A 19,700-nucleotide genomic window follows, 5' to 3' on the forward strand; every position below is an offset into this window, starting at 1 on the left:
CGGACCACCGGAACAGGTCAGCCGCTCCAGATCCCTTGCCTGGCGGCGGTGTCGGCGTACTCGGAGAAGTCCCGGGGATACCGGCCCGGCGCCCGCCGGACGCAGTCGCCGGGGGAGGCCAGGCCGCCCGAGCGGACACGGCCGTACAGGCCGGCCGACAGCAGCCCCCACTCCTCCGGCACACCCCGCGCCCGCTGTTCGTCCATGTACGCCTCCGGCGTCAGCGGCACATAGCCGAGGTCACGGCCGGTGGCCCGAGCGATCTCCGCGCCCGCGTCCCCGAAAGTCATCAGCCGCGGCCCGCCGAGTTCGTAGTGCCACCCGGCGTGCCGGGCCTCCGTGAGGGCGGCGACCGCCACCTCGGCGATGTCCTCGGCGTCGACGAACGCCTCCTTGCCGTCCCCGGCCGGCAGCCGTATCCCGGCGCTCGGCACGGGGTCGAGCAGGAAGTCCTCGCCGAAGTTCTGGAGAACCACCGCGGGCGCAGCACGGTCCACTCCAGTCCCGCCCGTTCGAACGCCCGCTCGGCGGCAAGGACGTGCCCGTGGTCCGCCCCGCCCACGGGCACGGACAGCGGCACCGCGCCTTCGCTCTCGGCACCGCGTTCAAACGCGAACACGGCGTCAGCCCGACCGAGTACAGAACAAACGTCACCTGAGCCCCACGGAGCGGTAGCCCCATGGAGCGGTGGCCTCACGGAGCCGTGGCTCAGGCGGCCTTGGCGGCAGGCTCCAGAATCGCCACGCACTCAACGTGGTGCGTCATCGGAAACAGATCGAAGGCCCGCAGCGTCCGCACCCGGTACCCCCCGTCCCGGAAGTACCCCAGGTCCCGCGCCAGCGCCGCCGGGTCGCACGCCACGTAAGCGATCTTGCGTGCCCCCAGCTTCACCAGCTGCTCGACCGTCTTGCGGCCGGCTCCCGCGCGCGGGGGGTCCAGGACGATGAGGTCGACCTCGGTGATGCCGGTGCGCGGCAGGACGGCCTCGACCTTGCCCTGTTCGATGCGGACGCGTTCGAAGGCGGCGAGGTTGTGCCGGGCGTCCTCGACCGCGCGCTTGCCCGACTCGATGCCGAGGACCGCGCCCTTGTCGCCGATCCGGTCGGCGAGGGCGCCCGCGAAGAGGCCGACGCCGCAGTAGAGGTCGAGGGCCATGTCGCCCTTGCGCGGGAGCAGTCCCTGCATGACCGCCTTCGTCAGCGTGTCCGCCGCCGCCGGGTGGACCTGCCAGAAGCCGCCGCTGCCGACCCGGTGCGTACGGCCGTCGGCGCGCTCGCGCACGAAGGCGCGGCCGTGGACGCGGTGGATGCCGCCGTCGTGCTCCTCGACCCGCATGACGGAGACGGGCTTGTCGAGCTCGACCAGGGGCAGCCGGGCGCCCGGCTTCGGCTCCAGGATGACCATGCGGTCCTGGGATCCGGTCGCGGCGATCACGTCGACGGACTCCATGCCGGACCAGTCGTGCTTCTCGATGCCCAGCTCGCTGACGCCGGGCGCCGCGATCATGCAGTGCTCGATGGGCTCGACCTCGTGCGAACGGTGGTGCCGCAGGCCTGCGTTGCCGTCCGCGTCCACGGCGTACTGCATCCTCGTACGCCACTGGGGGACCTCGCCGGCGGGCAGCTTGTCGCCCTCCGCCGGCATGACCGTGCCGTCCCAGCCGGCCTCCTCCGGGGTCAGGCCGGCGAGCCGCTGGAGCTGTTCGGTGATGACCTCGCCCTTGAGGCGGCGCTGGGCGCCCGGCTTGGCGTGCTGCCAGTCGCAGCCGCCGCAGCGGCCGGGACCGGCGTACGGACAGGGGGCCTCGACCCGGTCCTTGGACGCCGTCAGCACCTCGACCGCGTCGGCGCGCAGGAACCGCGCGCCTTCCTCGCCCTCCGTCACCCTGGCCACGACCCGCTCACCGGGCAATGTGTGCCGTACGAAGAGCACCTGCCCGTCGTCCGTACGGGCGACGCAGTGGCCGCCATGGGCGACGGGACCGACCTCGACCTCGTACTCCTGCCCCGCCAGCGATTTCTTCGGTTCTGCCTGCATGGCGGGGTGACTCCAGGGGAGAGAAAAGGGAACGGCCGGACAACAGCCCACCAGTCTACGTGGGTGCCGCCCGGCCACTCACCACAAGCCGATACCGGACGCGGTCGCCGACAGCCGTCAGTTCTTCGCGGTCGGTTCGTGTGTCCGCTCCTGGGCCGGCCCGCGCCGGACGGATCCGGGCGCGTTCCAGTCCTGCCGCTTGCGGGCCCGCTTCTTCGCCACCTCGGACGACTCGAGCTGATAGGGCACCGACGTCACCATGACACCCGGGGTGAACAGCAGACGCCCCTTGAGCCGCAGCGCGCTCTGGTTGTGCAGGAGCTGCTCGTACCAGTGGCCGACCACGTACTCCGGGATGATCACGGACACCACGTCGCGGGGCGACTCCCGGCGCAGCCCCTTCACGTACTCGATCACCGGCCGGGTGATCTCCCGGTACGGCGAGTCGAGCACCTTCAGCGGGACGGTGATCCCCCGCCGCTCCCACTCCTCCTGAAGCGCCTTCGTCTCCGCCGGGTCCACGTTGACGCTGAGCGCCTCCAGCGTGTGGGAGCGCATCAGCTTCGCGTAGGCGAGCGCGCGCAGCGTGGGCCGGTGGATCTTCGAGATCAGGACGACCGAGTGCACCCGGGACGGCCGTACGCTGTCGTCGCTCGGGCCCTCCGGGGCGGCGATCTCCTCGGAGACCCGGTCGTAGTGCTTGCGGATCGCGGTCATCACCGCGTAGAAGATCACCATGCCGAGCAGCGCCACCCAGGCGCCGTGCGTGAACTTCGTACCGAGTACGACGACCAGCACCAGCCCGGTGAAGAAGGCGCCGAAGGTGTTGATGGCGCGGGAGCGGACCATCTGCCGGCGCTTCACCTGGTCCTTCTCGACGGCCAGGTGGCGGTTCCAGTGCCGGACCATGCCGGTCTGGCTGAGCGTGAAGGACACGAACACGCCGACGATGTACAGCTGGATGAGACGGGTCGAGTCCGCCCCGTAGATCCACACCAGCAGGATGGCGGCGCCGGCGAGCAGCACGATGCCGTTGGAGAAGGCGAGCCGGTCGCCGCGCGTGTGCAGCTGGCGCGGGAGGTAGCGGTCCTGCGCCAGGATCGAGCCGAGCAGCGGGAAGCCGTTGTACGCAGTGTTGGCGGCGAGGAAGAGCACCAGCGCGGTGGCGGCGGCGAGCAGGATGAAGAAGAAGCTGCCGTCACCGAAAACGGCCTCGGCGACCTGCGAGATCACCGGGTTCTGGACGTAGTCGGAGCCGACCTCGACGCCCTTGTCCAGCAGGTCGTGCGCGGGGTTCTCGGCCATCCGCACCTTGGTGGTCATGGCCAGCACGATGATCCCGCAGAACATGGTGACGGCGAGGATGCCCATGGCCGCGAGGGTGGTCGCCGCGTTCTTCGACTTGGGCTTGCGGAAGGCGGGCACACCGTTGGAGATGGCCTCGACGCCGGTGAGCGCGGCACAGCCGGAGGAGAAGGCGCGCAGCAGCAGGAACACGAGGGCGAACCCGGCCAGCCCCTGGTGTTCGGCCTTGATCTCGTAGCCGGCGGTCGGCGCGCGCATGTGGTCGCCCAGCACCAGGCCGCGGAACGCGCCCCACGCGATCATGATGAAGACACCCGCGACGAACACGTACGTCGGGATCGCGAACAGCTTCCCGGACTCCTTGACGCCCCGCAGGTTCATCAGCGTCAGCAGCACGATGACGGCGATCGCGCAGAACACCTTGTGCTCGACGACGAAGGGGACTGCGGACCCGAGGTTCTCGATACCGGAGGCGATGGACACGGCGACGGTGAGTACGTAGTCGACGAGCAGCGCGCTGGCGACCGTGAGGCCGGCCTTGGGGCCGAGGTTGGTGTTCGCCACCTCGTAGTCCCCGCCGCCGCTGGGATACGCGTGCACGTTCTGGCGGTAGGAAGCGACCACAGTGAACATCAGTACGACGACAGCGACCGCGATCCACGGGCTGAAGTGGTACGCCGACACGCCCGCGATCGACAGGACCAGCAGCACTTCCCCGGGAGCGTAGGCAACGGAGGAGAGAGGGTCGGAGGCGAAGACGGGGAGAGCGATGCGCTTCGGCAGGAGCGTTTCGCCGAGCCGATCACTGCGCAGTGCGCGCCCGATCAGGATCCGTTTGGGCACGTCGGTCAGTTTGGACACGGACAGGATCGTAAGCTCCCCGCCTTGTTCTGGGCACATCCGGGTGAAAACCCGACGGTCCACCGAGTGAAATCCCGGCATCCGAGACAGGCGAACACGCCTGGTACCGCGTCCTCATGGCTATATGACGAAACCACAGCACCCTTTATGCCCCCTTTAGCCGCCGTTCCGGCTTCCCCCTTCCCCCCTCTTGCCCGGGAGACCTCATGCCGCATCTCGCCGCGGAGCTGATCGGCGCCGCCGCCGCACTCGTCGTCCTCGCCCTGCTGACCGTGGCCAGCGTGCGCAGCATCAGCCGCAGGTAGGCGGCTCACCGGTACACACGGAGTGCACGCGGGGGTGCCCCGCGCCCACCGTGCGTGTATAGCTTGGTCGGGGGTCTGAGACCCTGTTCAAGCCAAGTCGACAACGGCGGGCTTCGACATCGGATCGGAAGGACGGTCGTGCACATCGTCATCATGGGCTGCGGCAGAGTGGGTTCCGCTCTCGCGCAGACCCTGGAGCAACAGGGGCACACGGTCGCCGTGATCGACCAGGACCCCACCGCCTTCCGACGACTGGGCTCCGGGTTCGGCGGCCGTCGTGTCACCGGAGTCGGCTTCGACCAGGACACGCTGCGTGAGGCGGGCATCGAGGACGCCGGCGCGTTCGCCGCCGTCTCCAGCGGTGACAACTCGAACATCATCGCGGCCCGGGTGGCCCGCGAGATGTTCGGCATCGAGAACGTCGCGGCCCGCATCTACGACCCGCGCCGCGCCGAGGTCTACCAGCGGCTGGGCATCCCGACCGTCGCCACGGTCCGCTGGACGGCGGACCAGATGCTGCGCAGGCTGCTGCCGTCCGGTGCGGAGCCGCTGTGGCGCGATCCCACGGGTGGCGTCCAGCTGGCCGAGGTGCATGCGTCGTCGGCCTGGGTCGGCCACAAGATCAGCAAGATGCAGGACGAGACCGGCGTGCGTGTCGCCTTCCTCACCCGCCTGGGCGAGGCGGTCCTGCCCACCTCGCAGACGGTGCTGCAGGAGGGCGACCTGGTGCACGTGATGATGCGTACGGACCACGTCGAGAAGGTCGAGGCGTCCTTCGCCGAGGGCCCTGAAGAGGAGACCGGTCACTGATGAGGGTCGCCATTGCCGGTGCCGGTGCCGTCGGCCGCTCGATCGCGGGCGAGCTGCTGGAGAACGGTCACGAGATCCTGCTGATCGACAAGGCCCCCACGGCCATCTCGGTCGAGCGGGTCCCCCAGGCGGAGTGGCTGCTGGCCGACGCCTGCGAGATCACCTCGCTGGACGAGGCAGCCCTCCAGCGCTGCAACGTCGTGATCGCCGCGACGGGCGACGACAAGGTGAACCTGGTCGTGTCCCTGCTCGCGAAGACGGAGTACGGCGTTCCGCGCGTCGTCGCCCGGGTCAACAACCCCAAGAACGAGTGGCTGTTCACCGAGGCCTGGGGCGTGGACGTGGCGGTCTCCACCCCCCGCCTCATGTCGGCCCTGGTCGAGGAGGCGGTGAGCGTCGGCGACCTGGTACGCCTGCTCCGCTTCAGCCACGGCGACGCCAACCTGGTCGAACTGACCCTCCCCCCGGAGTCGGCACTGGCCGGCACCCAGGTCGGCGACGTGGAGTGGCCGGAGGACACGTCCCTGGTGACGATCATCCGCGGCACCCGGGTCCTGACCCCGACCCGGGAGGACTCCCTGGAAGCCGGCGACGAACTCCTGTTCGTGGCCGCCCAGGCCAGGGAGGAACAGCTGGAGGACCTCCTGTCGGTGCGCAAGGAGGAAGCCCCGAGCTGACCGGCGCTTTCAGCCCGTCCGGCGATTGAGGACGAGCGCCTTCAGCGCGAAAGGGGGGTCTGGGGGCACAGCCCCCAGGGATGGGACGGGTAGGGGCGGCGGGGGCGAAACAAGCCACGCCCGCCCCCACTCCCCCTGTTCGAAACCCGCGGAACCTACTCGGAAGAGGAAGCCGCAGCCTTCCGCTCCTCGGCCGCCCGCTCCTCCGCCTCCATCTCGGCGAACACGTCGATCGGCGCCGGCGCCTTCGCCAGGAACACCCACGTGAGCCACACGGCCAGCAGGAACGGCGGAATCTTCAACGCCACCAGCACCCACCCGAGCGACGCCGTGTCCGCCCACCAGTACAGCGGGAACAGAATCGCGCACTTGGCGAGCAGGATCAGCCCCCACGCCCAACTGGCCTTCGCATAGGCCTTCTTGCGCCCCGGATTCCGCTTGCGCCAGGAGAGGTTCTCCTTGAAGACCGGGCCGAGGATCACCCCGAGCAGCGGAAATCCGCACAACGTCGTGATGATGTACGCCAGGGCCAGCCCCAGCGTGTAGAGCATGCCGGGCAGATAGAAGTCCTTGGCATTGCCCGTCATCATCGCGAAGACGACGCCGAAGGCCACACCGAACACACCACTGAAGGCGTGCTTGACGGTGTCCTTCATGACGAGGCGCACCACGACCAGCAGCACCGAGACACCGAGGGCCGCGATGGCCGACGAGTGCAGGTCCTTGTTGATCGTGTAGATCGTGACGAAGAGCAGCCCCGGCAGGACCGTCTCGATCATGCCCCGCAGACCGCCGAACGCCTCGAAGAGGGCGGCCTCGGTCACCGCCCTGGAATCCTGCTGGGCGTCTTCGGTCGGCTTGTCGAGCGACGTCACCGGCTACTCCCGTCCGAGTGGTCTCAGTTCGTATTTCGGATTGAACAGCACACGGCGGCCCCGGCTCATCGAGATCCGCCCCGACGCGATCAGCTTGCGCCCCGGCTCTATCCCGACGATGGAACGCCTGCCGAGCCACACCACGTCCAGCGCGGCCGAACCGTCGAAGAGCTCGGCCTCCAGGGCCGGAACCCCCGCCCTCGGCCGCAGCGTGACCGTGCGCAAGGTACCAGTAACCGTCACTATCTGTCGGTCGTGGCAGTCACCGATACGCGTACAGCCAGCGGTCTCGGTGTCCTCGCGCAGCTCCTCGGACTCCAGGTCCTCCTGCGACGAGGAGAGCCGGTCGAGCATGCGCCGGAACCGGCCCACCGGCTTCTCGGAACGAGGAACAGCACTCATACCTGAAGCGTACCGGCGCCCACCGACAGCGACGTACCCCGGGACCATGCCTCCCCACGGCCGGCGCTACCGCTCGAACCGGTACCCCATCCCGGGTTCGGTGATGAAGTGCTTCGGATGCGAGGGATCCGCCTCCAGCTTGCGCCGCAGCTGCGCCATGTACACGCGCAGATAGTTGGTCTCCGTCCCGTAGGACGGCCCCCAGACCTCCTGGAGCAGCTGTCTCTGGCTGACCAACCGTCCCGTGTTGCGCACGAGCACCTCCAGCAGATGCCACTCCGTGGGAGTCAGCCGCACGTCGCGCCCACCGCGGTGGACCTTCTTCGCGGCCAGGTCGACGGTGAACTCGTCGGTCTCGACCATGACCTCGTCCTCGGCGCTCCCGGTGGGCTCGGCCCGGCGGACGGCGGCCCGCAGCCGGGCCAGCAGTTCGTCCATGCCGAAGGGCTTGGTGACGTAGTCGTCGGCGCCCGCGTCGAGCGCCTCGACCTTCTCGTCCGACGAGTGCCGGGCCGACAGCACCAGGATGGGCACCCGGGTCCACCCCCGGAGGCCCTTGATCACCTCGACGCCGTCCATGTCGGGCAGTCCCAGGTCGAGCACGACCACGTCGGGATGGCGGGCGGCGGCGAGTTCGAGGGCGGTGGCACCGTCGGGGGCCGCGTCGACCTCGTACTTGCGTGCCTTGAGGTTGATCACGAGGGCACGCACGATCTGCGGCTCGTCCTCGACGACCAGCACCCGGGTCATGAAACCTGCCTTTCCGACTCCGCCGACACTGTCTCCGCCACCGCTGCCTCTGCCCCTGTCTCCGGTACCGCTGTCCCCGCGACCGCTGTCGGCACTTCTGTTCCCACTTCCGTCGCCCCCGCCCCGTCGCGCCGCAGGAACTCGTTCCCCGCGCCCGCCGTCGCCGCCCGCACCGTGAGCACCATGCTCAGCCCGCCCCCAGGCGTGTCCTCGGCCCGCAGGGTGCCGCCCATCGCCTCGGCGAACCCCCTGGCAACCGCGAGGCCCAGCCCCACCCCGGCCCCGCGCGGAGCGTCACCGTACCGCTGGAAGGGCTCGAAAATGCGGTCCTTCGCCTCGTCCGGAACGCCCGGCCCACGGTCCACCACCCGCACCTCCACCCGCTCGGCGATGGCACTGGCGGCCACCAGCACCGTCTCCCCGTCCGGGCTGTACTTGACGGCGTTCTCGACCAGGTTGGCCACCGACCGCTCCAGCAGCCCGGGGTCGACGGCGACCATCGGCAGGGTCTCGGGAATGTCCAGCTCGACACTGTCCTCGGGTACGCCCCCCAGCGCCATCGGCACCACCTCGTCGAGGTCGATCTCCCTGATCAGCGGGGTGACGGTGCCGGTCTGGAGCCGGGACATGTCCAGCAGGTTGCCCACGAGGTGGTCGAGCCGGTCGGCCCCGTCCTCGATGCCGGCCAGCAGTTCGGCCTGGTCCTCCTCGGACCACGCCACGTCGTCCGACCGCAGCGAAGAGACGGCCGCCTTGATCCCGGCCAGCGGTGTACGGAGGTCGTGGCTGACGGCGGCGAGCAGCGCCGTGCGGATCCGGTTGCCCTCGGCGAGGGTACGGGCCTGGTCGGCCTGGGACTGGAGGCGTCGGCGGTCCAGCACGACGGCCGCCTGGGCGGCGAACGCGGCCAGCACACGCCGGTCGGCGGCGGGCAGTACCCGGCCGGACAGCGCGAGCGCCATGTGGTCGCCGACCGGCATGTCCACGTCCGCGTCCTCCGGCCGTTCCACCGCCTGCCGGGTGCCGACGCTGCCCGCGCAGGTCCACGGATCGACGTCCGAGGCTCGCTCCAGCAGGGCCACGGACTCCATCCCGAAGGTCTCCCGGACCCGGTCGAGAAGGGCCTCCAGGCTGGTCTCGCCGCGCAGGACGCTGCCCGCGAGGAAGGAGAGGATCTCCGACTCGGCCCGCAGCCGGGCCGCCTGATGCGTGCGCCGGGCGGCCAGATCCACCACGGACGCCACCGACACGGCGACCCCGAAGAAGATCACCAGGGCGACGATGTTCTTCGGGTCGGCGATGGTCAGCCGGTGGTACGGCGGTGTGTAGTAGTAGTTCAGCAGCAGCGAGCCGACGGCCGCCGAGGCCAGCGCCGGGTAGAGGCCGCCGAGCAGGGCCGCCGCCACCGTGAGCGCCAGGAACAGCAGCATGTCGTTGGCGAGGCCGAGGTCTACGGCGTTCAGCAGCAGCGCGAGGACCACCGGGCCGGCCACGCCGACCAGCCAGCCCCACGCGATCCGCGCCCGCCCGAGCCGGGCCCCTCTGGCCACGGGCAGGCCTCGCCCCTTGCCCGCCTCGTCGTGGGTGATCAGATGGACGTCGAGGTCGGGCCCCGAGTCCCGGGCCACGGTCGCGCCGACCCCCGGCCCGAAGACGTACTGCCAGGTCTTGCGCCGGGAGACGCCCAGCACGATCTGCGTGGCGTTCACGCCCCGCGCGAAGTCCAGCAGCGCCACCGGGACGTCGTCCCCGACCACGTGGTGAAACGTTCCGCCAAGGTCCTCGGCCAGGGTCCGCTGGACGGCCAGCTCCTTCGGCGAGGCGTTGGTCAGACCGTCGCTGCGGGCGACGTAGACGGCCATGACCTCGCCGCCGGCGCCCTTCTCCGCGAGCCGCGCGGCCCGCCGGATCAACGTGCGGCCCTCGGGGCCGCCGGTCAGTCCGACGACGATCCGCTCGCGTGAACCCCAGATCCTGGAGACCTGGTGCTCACTGCGGTACTCGGTCAGGTACTCGTCGACCCGGTCCGCCACCCACAGCAGCGCCAGCTCCCGCAGAGCGGTCAGGTTCCCCGGCCGGAAGTAGTTGGCGAGAGCCGCGTCGACCTTGTCGGACTTGTAGATGTTGCCGTGGGCCATCCGTCGCCGCAGCGCCTGCGGGGACATGTCGACCAGCTCGATCTGATCCGCGCGCCGGACCACCTCGTCGGGAACGGTCTCCTGTTGACGTACACCAGTGATCGACTCAACCACATCACCCAACGACTCAAGATGTTGAATGTTGACAGTCGAGATCACGTCGATACCCGCGGCCAGCAGTTCCTCGACGTCCTGCCAGCGCTTGGTGTTGCGCGAGCCGGGAATGTTGGTGTGCGGCAGTTCGTCCACCAGGGCGATCTGCGGTCGGCGGGCGAGCACGGCGTCCACGTCCATCTCGGTGAACACGGCTCCGCGGTAGTGCAGGTCCTTGCGCGGGATCTGCTCCAGCCCGTGGAGCATCACCTCCGTACGAGGCCGTCCGTGGTGCTCCACGAAGGCCACCACACAGTCCGTCCCGCGCTCGACGCGGCGGTGCGCCTCGGACAGCATCGCGTACGTCTTGCCGACGCCCGGTGCCGCACCGAGGTAGATCCGAAGCTTGCCGCGTCCCATGGCCTCATTGTCTTCCCGCGCCCGCTGATTGCGCAGCGTCGACCCTACGTCCAGCAATGTCGACAAAAGGGACGAGAGGGAGACCGAGGCAGGTCTTTGACACAACCCTGACGCACGGGCGCACGGAACACGGGCCGTACTCCTCTGCGAGGAGTACGGCCCGTGCGGTGAGAAGTGCGGAGCTAGCGAACCTCGGTGATCTCCGGTCCGCGCTGCAGCTGGCCCATGCCGCCTCCGAAGCGGGAACCCGCCTCCTCCTCGACCTGCGACACGCCTTCGGGCACCATCTGCGCGTCGTTCGGCAGCTTCAGGACGATCGGGTCGCGGGGCGCCATCGGCCCCTCACCACGGACGACGACCGTGTCCCTGAAGATCTGTTCCAGGAGACCGGCGGCCTGCGGCTGCACGGCACCCTGCCCGGAGATGACCCCTCGCAGGAACCATCGCGGACCGTCCACACCGACGAACCGTACGACCTGGAAACCGCCCGTGCCGTCCGGCAGCTGCACCGGCACCTGCGCCCGCAGCTCCCAGCCCAGCGGCCCCTCGACCTCGTCGACGATGCCACCCTGCTGGGTGATGCCGCTGGCGATCTCCTCGCGCACCTCGCCCCAGATGCCCTCGCGCTTGGGCGCGGCGAAGGCCTGGAGCTGGACGGCGCTGTCGCGCAGCACGACGGTCGCCGCGACGATCGCGTCGCCCGCGACCTCGACCCGCAGCTCCATGCCGTCGACCCCGGGCACGAACAGTCCGCCCAGGTCCACCCGGCCCTCGCCGGGCTCGCGCACCTCGGTGTCGTCCCAGGGCCCGTCGGGACGCGGCTCCGGCTCCAGCCGGACGCGCCCACGGCCGCCCGCTGCTTCGTCCGCCTCAGTGTCGACGCTGTCGACGACCTGCTCGGCCTCGCCGGCCGCGTCCTCGGCGGCACCCTTCTTCTTGCGACGTCCGAACACGTCACTGTCCTTCCCGGTCGGCTACGACCGAAGCGTATCGATTCCCACCCGTTGTGCCGCCTACTGCGGCCTGACCGCTGTGACCGCTCGCACCGCCCACCGAGGCGTGACCACCGGTGGACCCGAAGCCCGCCTCGGCCCGCGCCGAGCCGGGAAGTTCCGCGACCTCCCGGAAGCGGACCTTCTCGACCTGCTGGACGACCAGTTGGGCAATCCTGTCGAAGCGCTCGAATCGCACGGGTTCGTGCGGGTCGAGATTCACCACGATCACCTTGATCTCCCCACGGTACCCGGCATCAACCGTCCCCGGGGCATTCACCAGAGCGACACCGCACCGGGCCGCGAGGCCCGAACGGGGGTGCACGAAGGCCGCGTACCCGTCCGGGAGCGCGACAGACACCCCGGTGGGGAGAACAGCCCGTTCCCCGGGCGCCAGTTCGCACCCCTCGGTGGTCCGCAGGTCGGCTCCGGCGTCGCCCGGCTGCGCGTACGCCGGAAGCGGTACGTCCGGATCGACGCGGCGGATGAGAACGTCCAGGGGCTCACGGCCCATGGGTGCGGGGTTCACGGGTTCACCTCGAATGCGCGGGCGCGCCGGACCTGGTCCGGGTCGCTCATGGCCGCCTGGATCTCCTCCGGGCGGCCGTTGTCGATGAAGTGCTCGACCTTGACCTCGATGAAGAGGGCCTCGGCGCGCACCGCGACGGGCCCGTCGGGGCCGCCGATGCGTCCGGTGGCGGTCGAGTAGATCTTGCGCCGGGCCACCGCCGTGACCTCGGCCTCCAGGTACAGCAGGGTGCCGACGGGCACGGGCCGGACGAACTCGGTCTCCAGCCGTCCGGTCACGGCGATGGTGCGCAGCAGCCAGTTCAGCGAGCCGAGCGTCTCGTCCAGCGCGCTGGCGAGCACACCGCCGTGCGCGAGGCCGGGAGCGCCCTGATGGGCCTCCCGCACGGTGAACTCGGCGGTGACCGTGACACCTTCTCCGGCCCTGGCGGCGAGGTGCAGCCCGTGGGCCTGTTCACCGCCGCATCCGAAACACTGTTCGTAGTGGGCACCGAGGAGCTCTCCGGGCGCGGGCGCGTCGGGGTGCCGCACGGGCGCCACGGCGTCGGCAGGGGGCTTCAGAGCTGCGGAAGTACCACTCACAGCCGCAGACCTTACCCGCGAGTCGGCCGTCGGCCGACACCATGCCAAGCTTGGTTCCATGCAGCTTTCCGCCTCCCCGTACGAAGAACGCCTCACGGCCCCCCGCTCCTGGTGGCTGATCTCGTTCCTGGTCGGCGTCTCCTTCGCCCTGATCCTGCTCCCGTTCGGCACTCTGCCCCTGCTCGGCGGCCTGGTGGGCGGCACCGCGGTGGCCGCGGTGGCGGCGAGTTCGTACGGCTCGATCCGGATCCGGGTCGTTGGGGACGCGTTGATCGCGGGCGAGGCGAAGATCCCGGTGGCGGCCCTGGGCGAGGCGGAGATCCTGGACGCGGAGGAGGCGCGCGCCTGGCGCACGTACAAGGCCGACACACGTGCCTTCATGCTCCTGCGCTCCTACATCCCCACGGCGCTGCGCGTCGAGGTCACGGACCCCGCGGACCCCACCCCTTACCTGTACCTGTCGACGCGGGAGCCCCAACGGCTGGTGGCGGCACTGGAGTCGGCGCGGGCGACCGCGCGCGACGCGGGCTGAACCGGTCGGCACGGCGGCTCGGCGCGCGTCGGCAAATTCTTCTCCGGCGGCGGGCAAAGACTTGCCCGCCGCACCTGCGTCCAGGGTCGTACGCGCCCGTCGGCGCTTTTACGGCCCGAGTTCCTTCGGCCCGTCCCCGAGGCTGAGCGCGTCCGTGGGCGGCTCCAGCGGGGGCAGTTCCGGGAGCTGGTCCCAGGGGACCTGGAACGTGCGCAGGTCCTTGCGGATGCGGTCCGCGAGTTTTCTGGTGTCGCGCCGGTTCATGACCGCGCCGACGGCGGCGCCCACCATGAACGGCATCAGGTTGGGCAGGTCCCGGATCGTCCGCTTCATGATCTGCTGACGCAGTTCGCGCTTCATCTGGCCCCCGAGGGCCGCGTTGATCGTCGACGGCTTCGTCACGTCGATCCCCCGCTCGCCCGACCACGAGTTCAGGTAGGCGGTACTGCGCTGCTTCAGACTGCCCGCCGGCCGTACGCCGTAGACCTCGTGCAGTTCGGCGATCATCTTCAGCTCGATCGCGGCCACGCCGGTGATCTCGGCGGCCAGTTCAGTCGGCATGGCCGGTGGCACCGGCAGCATCGCCGCCGCCCCGATGCCCGCGCCGACGGTCGCCGTCGCGCTCGCGGCGCCCGCGACGAGCTTGTCCGCGAGCTGCTCGGGACCGAGACCCGGGAACTGCCGGCGGAGGGTGGCGAGGTCGCGTACGGGGATGCGAGGAGCGTTCTCGATGATGCGGTCCGTGAGGTACGCCAGGCCCGCCCTCGCGCGGCTGCCGCCCTTGCGGACGCCTTCCCTGGCCTTCTCCCGGATCGTGGCCGCCCGTCCGGTGACGGGTGCGGAAGGCTCGGCCGGCACCGGGAGGTCATCCCTGTGGTCGGCCGGCCCGGCGGCCGGTTCGAGCGAGGCCGATCCTGTACCGGATGAGCCCCGCTCGTCGTCACGCACACCATGAGGGCCGTCCTGCGGCCCCTGGTCCGCTCCCCGCAGGGGGAAGCGGCGCTTCCAAGGTGGGGTCGAGCCAGTCACGGCCGACCCTTCCTCAGTCGCAGTCGCGGCAGATCGGCTGACCGTTCTTCTCGCGGGCCAGCTGACTGCGGTGGTGCACCAGGAAGCAGGTCATGCAAGTGAACTCGTCCTGCTGCTTGGGCAGTACCCGGACGGCCAGCTCCTCGTTCGAGAGGTCCGCTCCGGGCAGTTCGAGGCCCTCGGCGGCCTCGAACTCGTCGACGTCGACGGAGGAAGTCGACTTGTCGTTCCTCCGGGCCTTCAGTTCTTCAAGGCTGTCCGAGTCGACGTCGTCGTCGGTCTTGCGTGGGGTGTCGTAATCCGTTGCCATGTCGCGCTCTCCCCCTCTGGGTGTCTGCGGTGTCTCAGCGCAGGTAACGCGTGAGAGGCCGGACTTGTGCCCGACCTGAGGCGGAGATTTTGCCTCACATCAAGGTCTGTTACTCAATCGACACCCAACCGGCCCCTCTGAGAGAGATCGGCATGGATGGCGATCGGGACCGTACACGGTCCGAATGCCATACTTCAAAGGCCCCCACCGTGTACTTCCCGTGATCAAGACCCTCGAAAACCCGGAACTACCGGGCCTTACGACGACTTGCGCAATCACGGAGAGTGGATGGCCATAAATTCGCCCTTGTGATCGATCACACACGAGGTCGCCGGGAGGGTACCCCGGAAATTCCGCGCAAAGCGAACATCCTCGCGTGTCGGCGACATGATCTCAGATCGGCAGGGCGACTCGCATCACGAGTCCACCTCCCTCACGCGGCAGCGCCGAGATGTGGCCGCCGTGAGCGCGCGCCACGGAGCGCGCGATCGACAGTCCGAGGCCCACACCCTTGTCACTGCCCGTTCGCTCCGTACGCAGCCGCCTGAAGGGCTCGAAGATGTTGTCGATCTCGTACGCCGGGACCACGGGACCCGTGTTCGAGACAACCAGCACCGCCTGCCCGTGCTGGACCGCCGTGGTCACCTCGACCCAGCCGCCCTCCGGCACGTTGTACCGCACCGCGTTCTGTACGAGGTTCAGCGCGATCCGCTCCAGCAGTACGCCGTTGCCCTGGACGACCGCGGGATCGCGCTTGCCGCGGAGCTCGACGCCCTTGGCCTCGGCCTCGGCGTGCGTCTGGTCGACGGCCTGCTCGGCGACCTCCGCGAGGTCGACCGGTTTGCGCTCGATGATCTGGTTGTCGCTGCGGGCGAGCAGCAGCAGTCCCTCGACGAGCTGCTCACTGCGCTCGTTGGTGGCCAGCAGCGTCTTGCCGAGCTGCTGGAGTTCCGGCGGTGCCGCCGGATCGGAGAGGTGCACCTCCAGGAGCGTGCGGTTGATCGCGAGCGGCGTTCGCAGCTCGTGCGAGGCGTTGCCGACGAACCTCTGCTGCGCGGTGAAGGCCCGCTGGAGACGCTCCAGCATGTCGTCGAGGGTGTCCGCCAGCTCCTTCAGCTCGTCGTCGGGGCCGTCCAGCTCGATCCGGCGGGACAGGTCCGAGCCGGCCACCGCGCGGGCGGTACGGGTGATCCGGCCGAGCGGGGTCAGGACCCGGCCGGCCATGGCGTAGCCGAAGGCGAAGGCGATCACGGCGAGGCCCAGGAGCGTGAGCAGGGAGCGGCTGAGCAGGCCGTCCAGGGCGTGCTGGCGCAGGGTGTCGTAGCACGCCTTGAGCGCGGCGCTGCGCTGCTCGTCGTTGGTCGCGATGTTCAGCGCCGGGCAGGTGTCACTGGTGATGCTGATGCCACTGCCGTCGATCCGGAAGGACTGGCTGCCGCTGCCCTCCCGGATGGCCTGCGCGGCCAGCAGGTAGATGATCGACAGCAGCAGGATGCCCGCGATCAGGAACATGCCGCCGTACAGCAGCGTGAGACGTATGCGGATGGTCGGGCGCAGCCAGGGCAGGGGCAGCTGCTGTGGCTTCCTCGGGTCCCAGGTGGGCTTCGGAGGTGCCTGCGGGGGTGCGGGTGTCGTGGTCATCGGAGATCAGATCCGGTAGCCGGAACCCGGGACGGTGACGATCACAGGGGGCTCGCCCAGCTTGCGGCGCAGGGTCATCACGGTCACGCGGACGACGTTGGTGAACGGGTCGGTGTTCTCGTCCCAGGCCTTCTCCAGCAGCTGCTCGGCGGAGACGACCGCGCCCTCGCTGCGCAGCAGCACCTCCAGGACGGCGAACTCCTTGGGCGCGAGCTGGACTTCCTTGCCCTCGCGGAAGACCTCCCGGCGGTTCGGGTCGAGCTTGATCCCGGCGCGCTCCAGGACGGGCGGCAGCGGCAGGCTCGTACGGCGGCCGAGGGCACGCACGCGTGCCGTCAGCTCGCTGAAGGCGAAGGGCTTGGGGAGGTAGTCGTCGGCGCCGATCTCCAGCCCCTCGACCCGGTCGCTGACATCCCCGGAAGCCGTGAGCATCAGCACGCGCGTGGGCATGCCGAGTTCGACGATCTTGCGGCAGACGTCGTCGCCGTGCACCAGCGGGAGGTCCCGGTCGAGGACGACCACGTCGTAGTCGTTGACGCCGATGCGTTCCAGGGCCGCCGCGCCGTCGTACACGACGTCGACGGCCATGGCCTCCCGGCGCAGTCCGGTGGCCACCGCATCGGCGAGCAGTTGCTCGTCCTCGACGACGAGTACGCGCACGTCGTTTGTCCTTCCTCGGGGTCGCCCGCGGGCCGGGACGGCACGTTGGCGGAAACTTTTCCTGCGGTCAGGCCTCCATCCTGCCGCTTTCGCCCGTAAACCGGTTGTAAGGGGCCCTCGGACCATCGCCGCACGGCTCCTTTCCGGCGACCGGGGACGCCCCTGGCGACGGTGGGGGGAAGAAATCTTGGCGGGCGGAGGTTTCCTCCGCGGGGAGCACGGGGAGGACGGCTTTACACCCCGCGATCACGCTCTGCGTGTGCCATGACACCTAGTGGTACAACGAACCGCTTTCCGCGGAGCGGCGTGGGTGTCCGGCATCGTGGCCGCCCGGCAGGGCAACGCCGGGCATCCAGTTGGAGACGTGATCGCCCCTTCCGGACGGCACACCCCCGTGCCGTCGACCCACGACCCAGGACGAGGGGGCGCAGCATGGACGCATTCACCGCAGGACTTCTGCAGCGCATAAGGGCGACTGAGACCGACCTGACGCGGGCTCGCGACGAGGGCGACGACTTCCTCGTCGAGGTGGAAGAGGCCGACCTCGACGAACTGCGCCGCCTCGCCGCCGAGCATGGCGTGGAGGTCGGCGCGGCCGGCGTCTGATCAGTCCGTAAGAGAGAGAAAGAGGAGCCCCGGCATCGATCCAGTGCCGGGGCTCACCTCTTTTTGCTCGTTCGCCTGCGGGGCGCGGAAGCCGGTGTCGAGGCGCCGACCGTGCTCGACCCTGCGGGCCTTGGTGGGCTCTCACCGTCGGCTCGCTGGTGCCCCTGGTGCGTGTGTTGCCCTTCGTCAGTCGTGCCAGGCGCCGAAGTCCTCCAGGAGACGCTGGAGGGGTTCGAAGACCCCGGGGGTGCCCGCGACCGTCAGATCGCGTGACGGGCGCTCTCCGGGGCGTCCACCGGTCAGCGCGCCCGCCTCTCGGGCGATCAGGTCGCCTGCGGCAACGTCCCAGGCGTTGAGACCCCGCTCGTAGTAGCCGTCCAGGCGGCCCGCCGCCACGTCGCACAGGTCGACCGCCGCCGAGCCGCCGCGCCTGATGTCGCGCAGCAGCGGAATCAGTCGCCGGGCCACCTCGGCCTGGTGGGCCTTCACCTCGGCGACGTAGTTGAAGCCCGTCGACACCAGGGCCTGGTCCAGGGGCGGGGCCGGGCGGACCGTGAGCCGGCGTTCGCCCTCCCAGGACCCGGTGGCCCAGGCTCCCCCGCCGCGCACCGCGTGGAAGGTCTCGCCGCGCATCGGTACCGCGACCACGCCGACGATGCGCTCGCCGTCCTGCTCGGCCGCGATGGACACGGACCAAGTGGGCAGTCCGTAGAGGTAGTTGACCGTGCCGTCGAGCGGGTCGATGACCCAGCGGATGCCGCTGGTGCCCTCGCTGGAGGCACCCTCCTCGCCGAGGAAACCGTCGTCCGGGCGATGGTCGGAGATCACGTCGGTGATCAGTTTCTCCGCCGCGATGTCCATCTCCGTGACGATGTCGATGGGGCTGGACTTGGTGGCGGCGACCGCGAGATCGGCCGGCCTGCCGTCCCGCAGCAGCTCTCCCGCGCGGCGGGCCGCCTCACGGGCGAGCCGGAGCAGTTCGGGCGACTGCGGGCCGCTCACAGGAGTCCTCGCGTGTACGGGCTGTCGGCGCCCGCGGCGGCGGGCCTGGGGGCACGGGACGGGCAGCAGCCCACAGGGCAGAGGTTCCGGCTCGCGCCGAGCTCGCCGAGGGCGCACGGCGTGATGTCCTGCCCGCTCTCGGTGGCCGCCCGCTCCAGGACGAGTTCGCGGATCGCGGCGGCGAAGCGCGGATCGGCGCCCACGGTCGCGGAGCGGCGCATGGGCAGACCCAGTTCCTCCGCCTTCGCCCTGGCCTCCGTGTCGAGGTCGTACAGGACCTCCATGTGGTCCGACACGAACCCGATCGGCGCGATCACGACAGCCGGGACACCGGCGCCGTGCAGCTCCTCCAGGTGGTCGCAGATGTCGGGCTCCAGCCACGGGATGTGCGGGGCTCCGGAGCGCGACTGGTAGACGAGCCGCCAGGGGTGGTCGACCCCGGTCCGCTCGCGCACCGCGTCCGCGACCAGCCGCGCGGTGTCCAGGTGCTGCTTCACGTAGGCCCCGCCGTCCCCGTGGTCCTCGACGGGCCCGGAGGTGTCGGCGGACGCGGTCGGGATGGAGTGGGTCGAGAAGGCGAGGTGCGCGCTCTCCCTGACGTCCTCGGGGAGCTCGGCGAGGGAGGTGAGCACGCCCTCGATCATGGGCTCCAGGAAGCCCGGGTGGTTGAAGTAGTGCCGCAGCTTGTCGACCTCGGGCAGGTCGAGGCCCTCGGCCTCCAGCGCGGCCAGGGAGTCCGCGAGGTTCTCGCGGTACTGACGGCAGCCCGAGTACGAGGCGTACGCGCTGGTGGCGAGGACGAGGATGCGGCGTCTGCCGTCCTGGACCATCTCGCGCAGGGTGTCGGTCAGATACGGGGCCCAGTTGCGGTTGCCCCAGTAGACCGGCAGCTCCAGGCCGTGATCGGCGAAGTCCTTGCGCAGGGCGTCCAGGAGGGCGCGGTTCTGGTCGTTGATCGGGCTGACCCCGCCGAACAGGAAGTAGTGCTGTCCGACTTCCTTGAGGCGTTCCTTGGGGATGCCCCGGCCACGCGTCACGTTCTCCAGGAACGGAACCACGTCGTCCGGGCCCTCGGGGCCGCCGAAGGAGAGCAGGAGCAGGGCGTCGTAGGGGGTGGCGTCGTGCGCATCTCGCATGGCTCCGAT

General features: G+C 70.1%; 20 protein-coding genes. 4 read left to right on the plus strand and 16 right to left on the minus strand.

Features of this window, described 5'->3' with window-relative positions; genetic code table 11:
- Positions 1-17: 17 nt before the first annotated feature.
- The 3 genes from OG595_RS09350 to OG595_RS09360 all read right to left on the minus strand — a co-directional run bounded on the left by OG595_RS09350 (position 18) and on the right by OG595_RS09360 (position 4,203).
- The gene (locus OG595_RS09350) at positions 18-497 is read right to left on the minus strand and encodes a hypothetical protein (RefSeq protein ID WP_329269910.1); all 480 of its coding nucleotides are present in this window, start codon (positions 495-497) and stop codon (positions 18-20) included.
- 211 nt (positions 498-708) lie between these two features.
- Positions 709-2,037 (minus strand): class I SAM-dependent RNA methyltransferase, encoded by a 1,329-nt coding sequence (locus OG595_RS09355; protein ID WP_329269912.1) that lies wholly within the window; start codon positions 2,035-2,037, stop codon positions 709-711.
- 117 nt (positions 2,038-2,154) lie between these two features.
- Positions 2,155-4,203 carry an APC family permease gene (locus tag OG595_RS09360; protein ID WP_329269914.1) on the minus strand — a complete coding sequence of 683 codons (2,049 nt, stop codon included), beginning with the start codon at positions 4,201-4,203 and terminating at the stop codon, positions 2,155-2,157.
- Between the two features lie 443 nt (positions 4,204-4,646).
- Between OG595_RS09360 and OG595_RS09365 the strand changes: the two genes are divergently transcribed.
- Positions 4,647-5,318 carry a potassium channel family protein gene (locus OG595_RS09365; protein ID WP_329269916.1) on the plus strand — a complete coding sequence of 224 codons (672 nt, stop codon included), beginning with the start codon at positions 4,647-4,649 and terminating at the stop codon, positions 5,316-5,318.
- On the plus strand, positions 5,318-5,995 hold the full coding sequence (locus OG595_RS09370; protein ID WP_329269919.1) for a potassium channel family protein: 678 nt from the start codon (positions 5,318-5,320) through the stop codon (positions 5,993-5,995). The genes OG595_RS09365 and OG595_RS09370 overlap by 1 nt, the downstream gene beginning before the upstream one ends.
- Before the next feature lie 155 nt (positions 5,996-6,150).
- Here the strand turns inward: OG595_RS09370 and OG595_RS09375 are convergent, their stop codons facing one another.
- The 7 genes from OG595_RS09375 to OG595_RS09405 form a co-directional block, all read right to left on the minus strand.
- Positions 6,151-6,870, minus strand: coding sequence for a DUF3159 domain-containing protein (locus OG595_RS09375; protein WP_329269922.1), 720 nt, complete (start codon positions 6,868-6,870; stop codon positions 6,151-6,153).
- A 3-nt stretch (positions 6,871-6,873) separates the two neighbouring features.
- Positions 6,874-7,272: an OB-fold nucleic acid binding domain-containing protein gene (locus OG595_RS09380; protein WP_123763560.1), complete on the minus strand. Its 399-nt coding sequence runs from the start codon at positions 7,270-7,272 to the stop codon at positions 6,874-6,876.
- 66 nt (positions 7,273-7,338) lie between these two features.
- Positions 7,339-8,022, minus strand: coding sequence for a response regulator (locus OG595_RS09385; RefSeq protein WP_329269925.1), 684 nt, complete (start codon positions 8,020-8,022; stop codon positions 7,339-7,341).
- Positions 8,019-10,673, minus strand: a complete 2,655-nt coding sequence (locus tag OG595_RS09390) for a sensor histidine kinase KdpD (RefSeq protein ID WP_329269927.1) — start codon at positions 10,671-10,673, stop codon at positions 8,019-8,021. The genes OG595_RS09385 and OG595_RS09390 overlap by 4 nt, the downstream gene beginning before the upstream one ends.
- Before the next feature lie 182 nt (positions 10,674-10,855).
- The gene (locus OG595_RS09395) at positions 10,856-11,626 is read right to left on the minus strand and encodes a DUF3710 domain-containing protein (RefSeq protein WP_329269929.1); all 771 of its coding nucleotides are present in this window, start codon (positions 11,624-11,626) and stop codon (positions 10,856-10,858) included.
- A 1-nt stretch (position 11,627) separates the two neighbouring features.
- Positions 11,628-12,179, minus strand: a complete 552-nt coding sequence (dut, locus tag OG595_RS09400) for a dUTP diphosphatase (protein WP_329282761.1) — start codon at positions 12,177-12,179, stop codon at positions 11,628-11,630.
- A gap of 11 nt (positions 12,180-12,190) precedes the next feature.
- The gene (locus OG595_RS09405) at positions 12,191-12,775 is read right to left on the minus strand and encodes a PaaI family thioesterase (protein WP_329269931.1); all 585 of its coding nucleotides are present in this window, start codon (positions 12,773-12,775) and stop codon (positions 12,191-12,193) included.
- A gap of 58 nt (positions 12,776-12,833) precedes the next feature.
- Here OG595_RS09405 and OG595_RS09410 point away from each other — a divergent pair, with 58 nt between their 5' ends.
- Complete coding sequence (locus OG595_RS09410) at positions 12,834-13,307, plus strand: DUF3093 domain-containing protein (protein ID WP_329269934.1); 474 nt, start codon at positions 12,834-12,836, stop codon at positions 13,305-13,307.
- Positions 13,308-13,415: 108 nt separating this feature from the next.
- On the opposite strand, the gene OG595_RS09415 is transcribed toward OG595_RS09410, so the two are convergent.
- The 4 genes from OG595_RS09415 to OG595_RS09430 all read right to left on the minus strand — a co-directional run bounded on the left by OG595_RS09415 (position 13,416) and on the right by OG595_RS09430 (position 16,947).
- A complete protein-coding gene (locus OG595_RS09415; RefSeq protein ID WP_329269936.1) occupies positions 13,416-14,336 on the minus strand; it encodes a hypothetical protein in 921 nt (306 codons plus the stop codon).
- Between the two features lie 13 nt (positions 14,337-14,349).
- Positions 14,350-14,646 carry a DUF4193 domain-containing protein gene (locus OG595_RS09420; RefSeq protein WP_006380512.1) on the minus strand — a complete coding sequence of 99 codons (297 nt, stop codon included), beginning with the start codon at positions 14,644-14,646 and terminating at the stop codon, positions 14,350-14,352.
- A 393-nt stretch (positions 14,647-15,039) separates the two neighbouring features.
- Positions 15,040-16,287, minus strand: coding sequence for a sensor histidine kinase (locus OG595_RS09425; protein ID WP_329269940.1), 1,248 nt, complete (start codon positions 16,285-16,287; stop codon positions 15,040-15,042).
- Between the two features lie 6 nt (positions 16,288-16,293).
- Positions 16,294-16,947 (minus strand): response regulator transcription factor, encoded by a 654-nt coding sequence (locus OG595_RS09430; RefSeq protein WP_189147587.1) that lies wholly within the window; start codon positions 16,945-16,947, stop codon positions 16,294-16,296.
- A gap of 432 nt (positions 16,948-17,379) precedes the next feature.
- On the opposite strand from OG595_RS09430, the gene OG595_RS09435 reads away from it, so the two are divergent.
- Positions 17,380-17,553: a hypothetical protein gene (locus OG595_RS09435; protein WP_329269945.1), complete on the plus strand. Its 174-nt coding sequence runs from the start codon at positions 17,380-17,382 to the stop codon at positions 17,551-17,553.
- A 186-nt stretch (positions 17,554-17,739) separates the two neighbouring features.
- Here OG595_RS09435 and OG595_RS09440 read toward each other — a convergent pair whose 3' ends face one another.
- Positions 17,740-18,555, minus strand: coding sequence for an inositol monophosphatase family protein (locus OG595_RS09440; protein ID WP_329269947.1), 816 nt, complete (start codon positions 18,553-18,555; stop codon positions 17,740-17,742).
- Positions 18,552-19,691 carry a ferrochelatase gene (locus OG595_RS09445; protein ID WP_329269949.1) on the minus strand — a complete coding sequence of 380 codons (1,140 nt, stop codon included), beginning with the start codon at positions 19,689-19,691 and terminating at the stop codon, positions 18,552-18,554. The genes OG595_RS09440 and OG595_RS09445 overlap by 4 nt, the downstream gene beginning before the upstream one ends.
- Positions 19,692-19,700: the final 9 nt, after the last annotated feature.

Source organism: Streptomyces sp. NBC_01451 (assembly GCF_036227485.1).
Classification (GTDB): Bacteria; Actinomycetota; Actinomycetes; order Streptomycetales; family Streptomycetaceae; genus Streptomyces.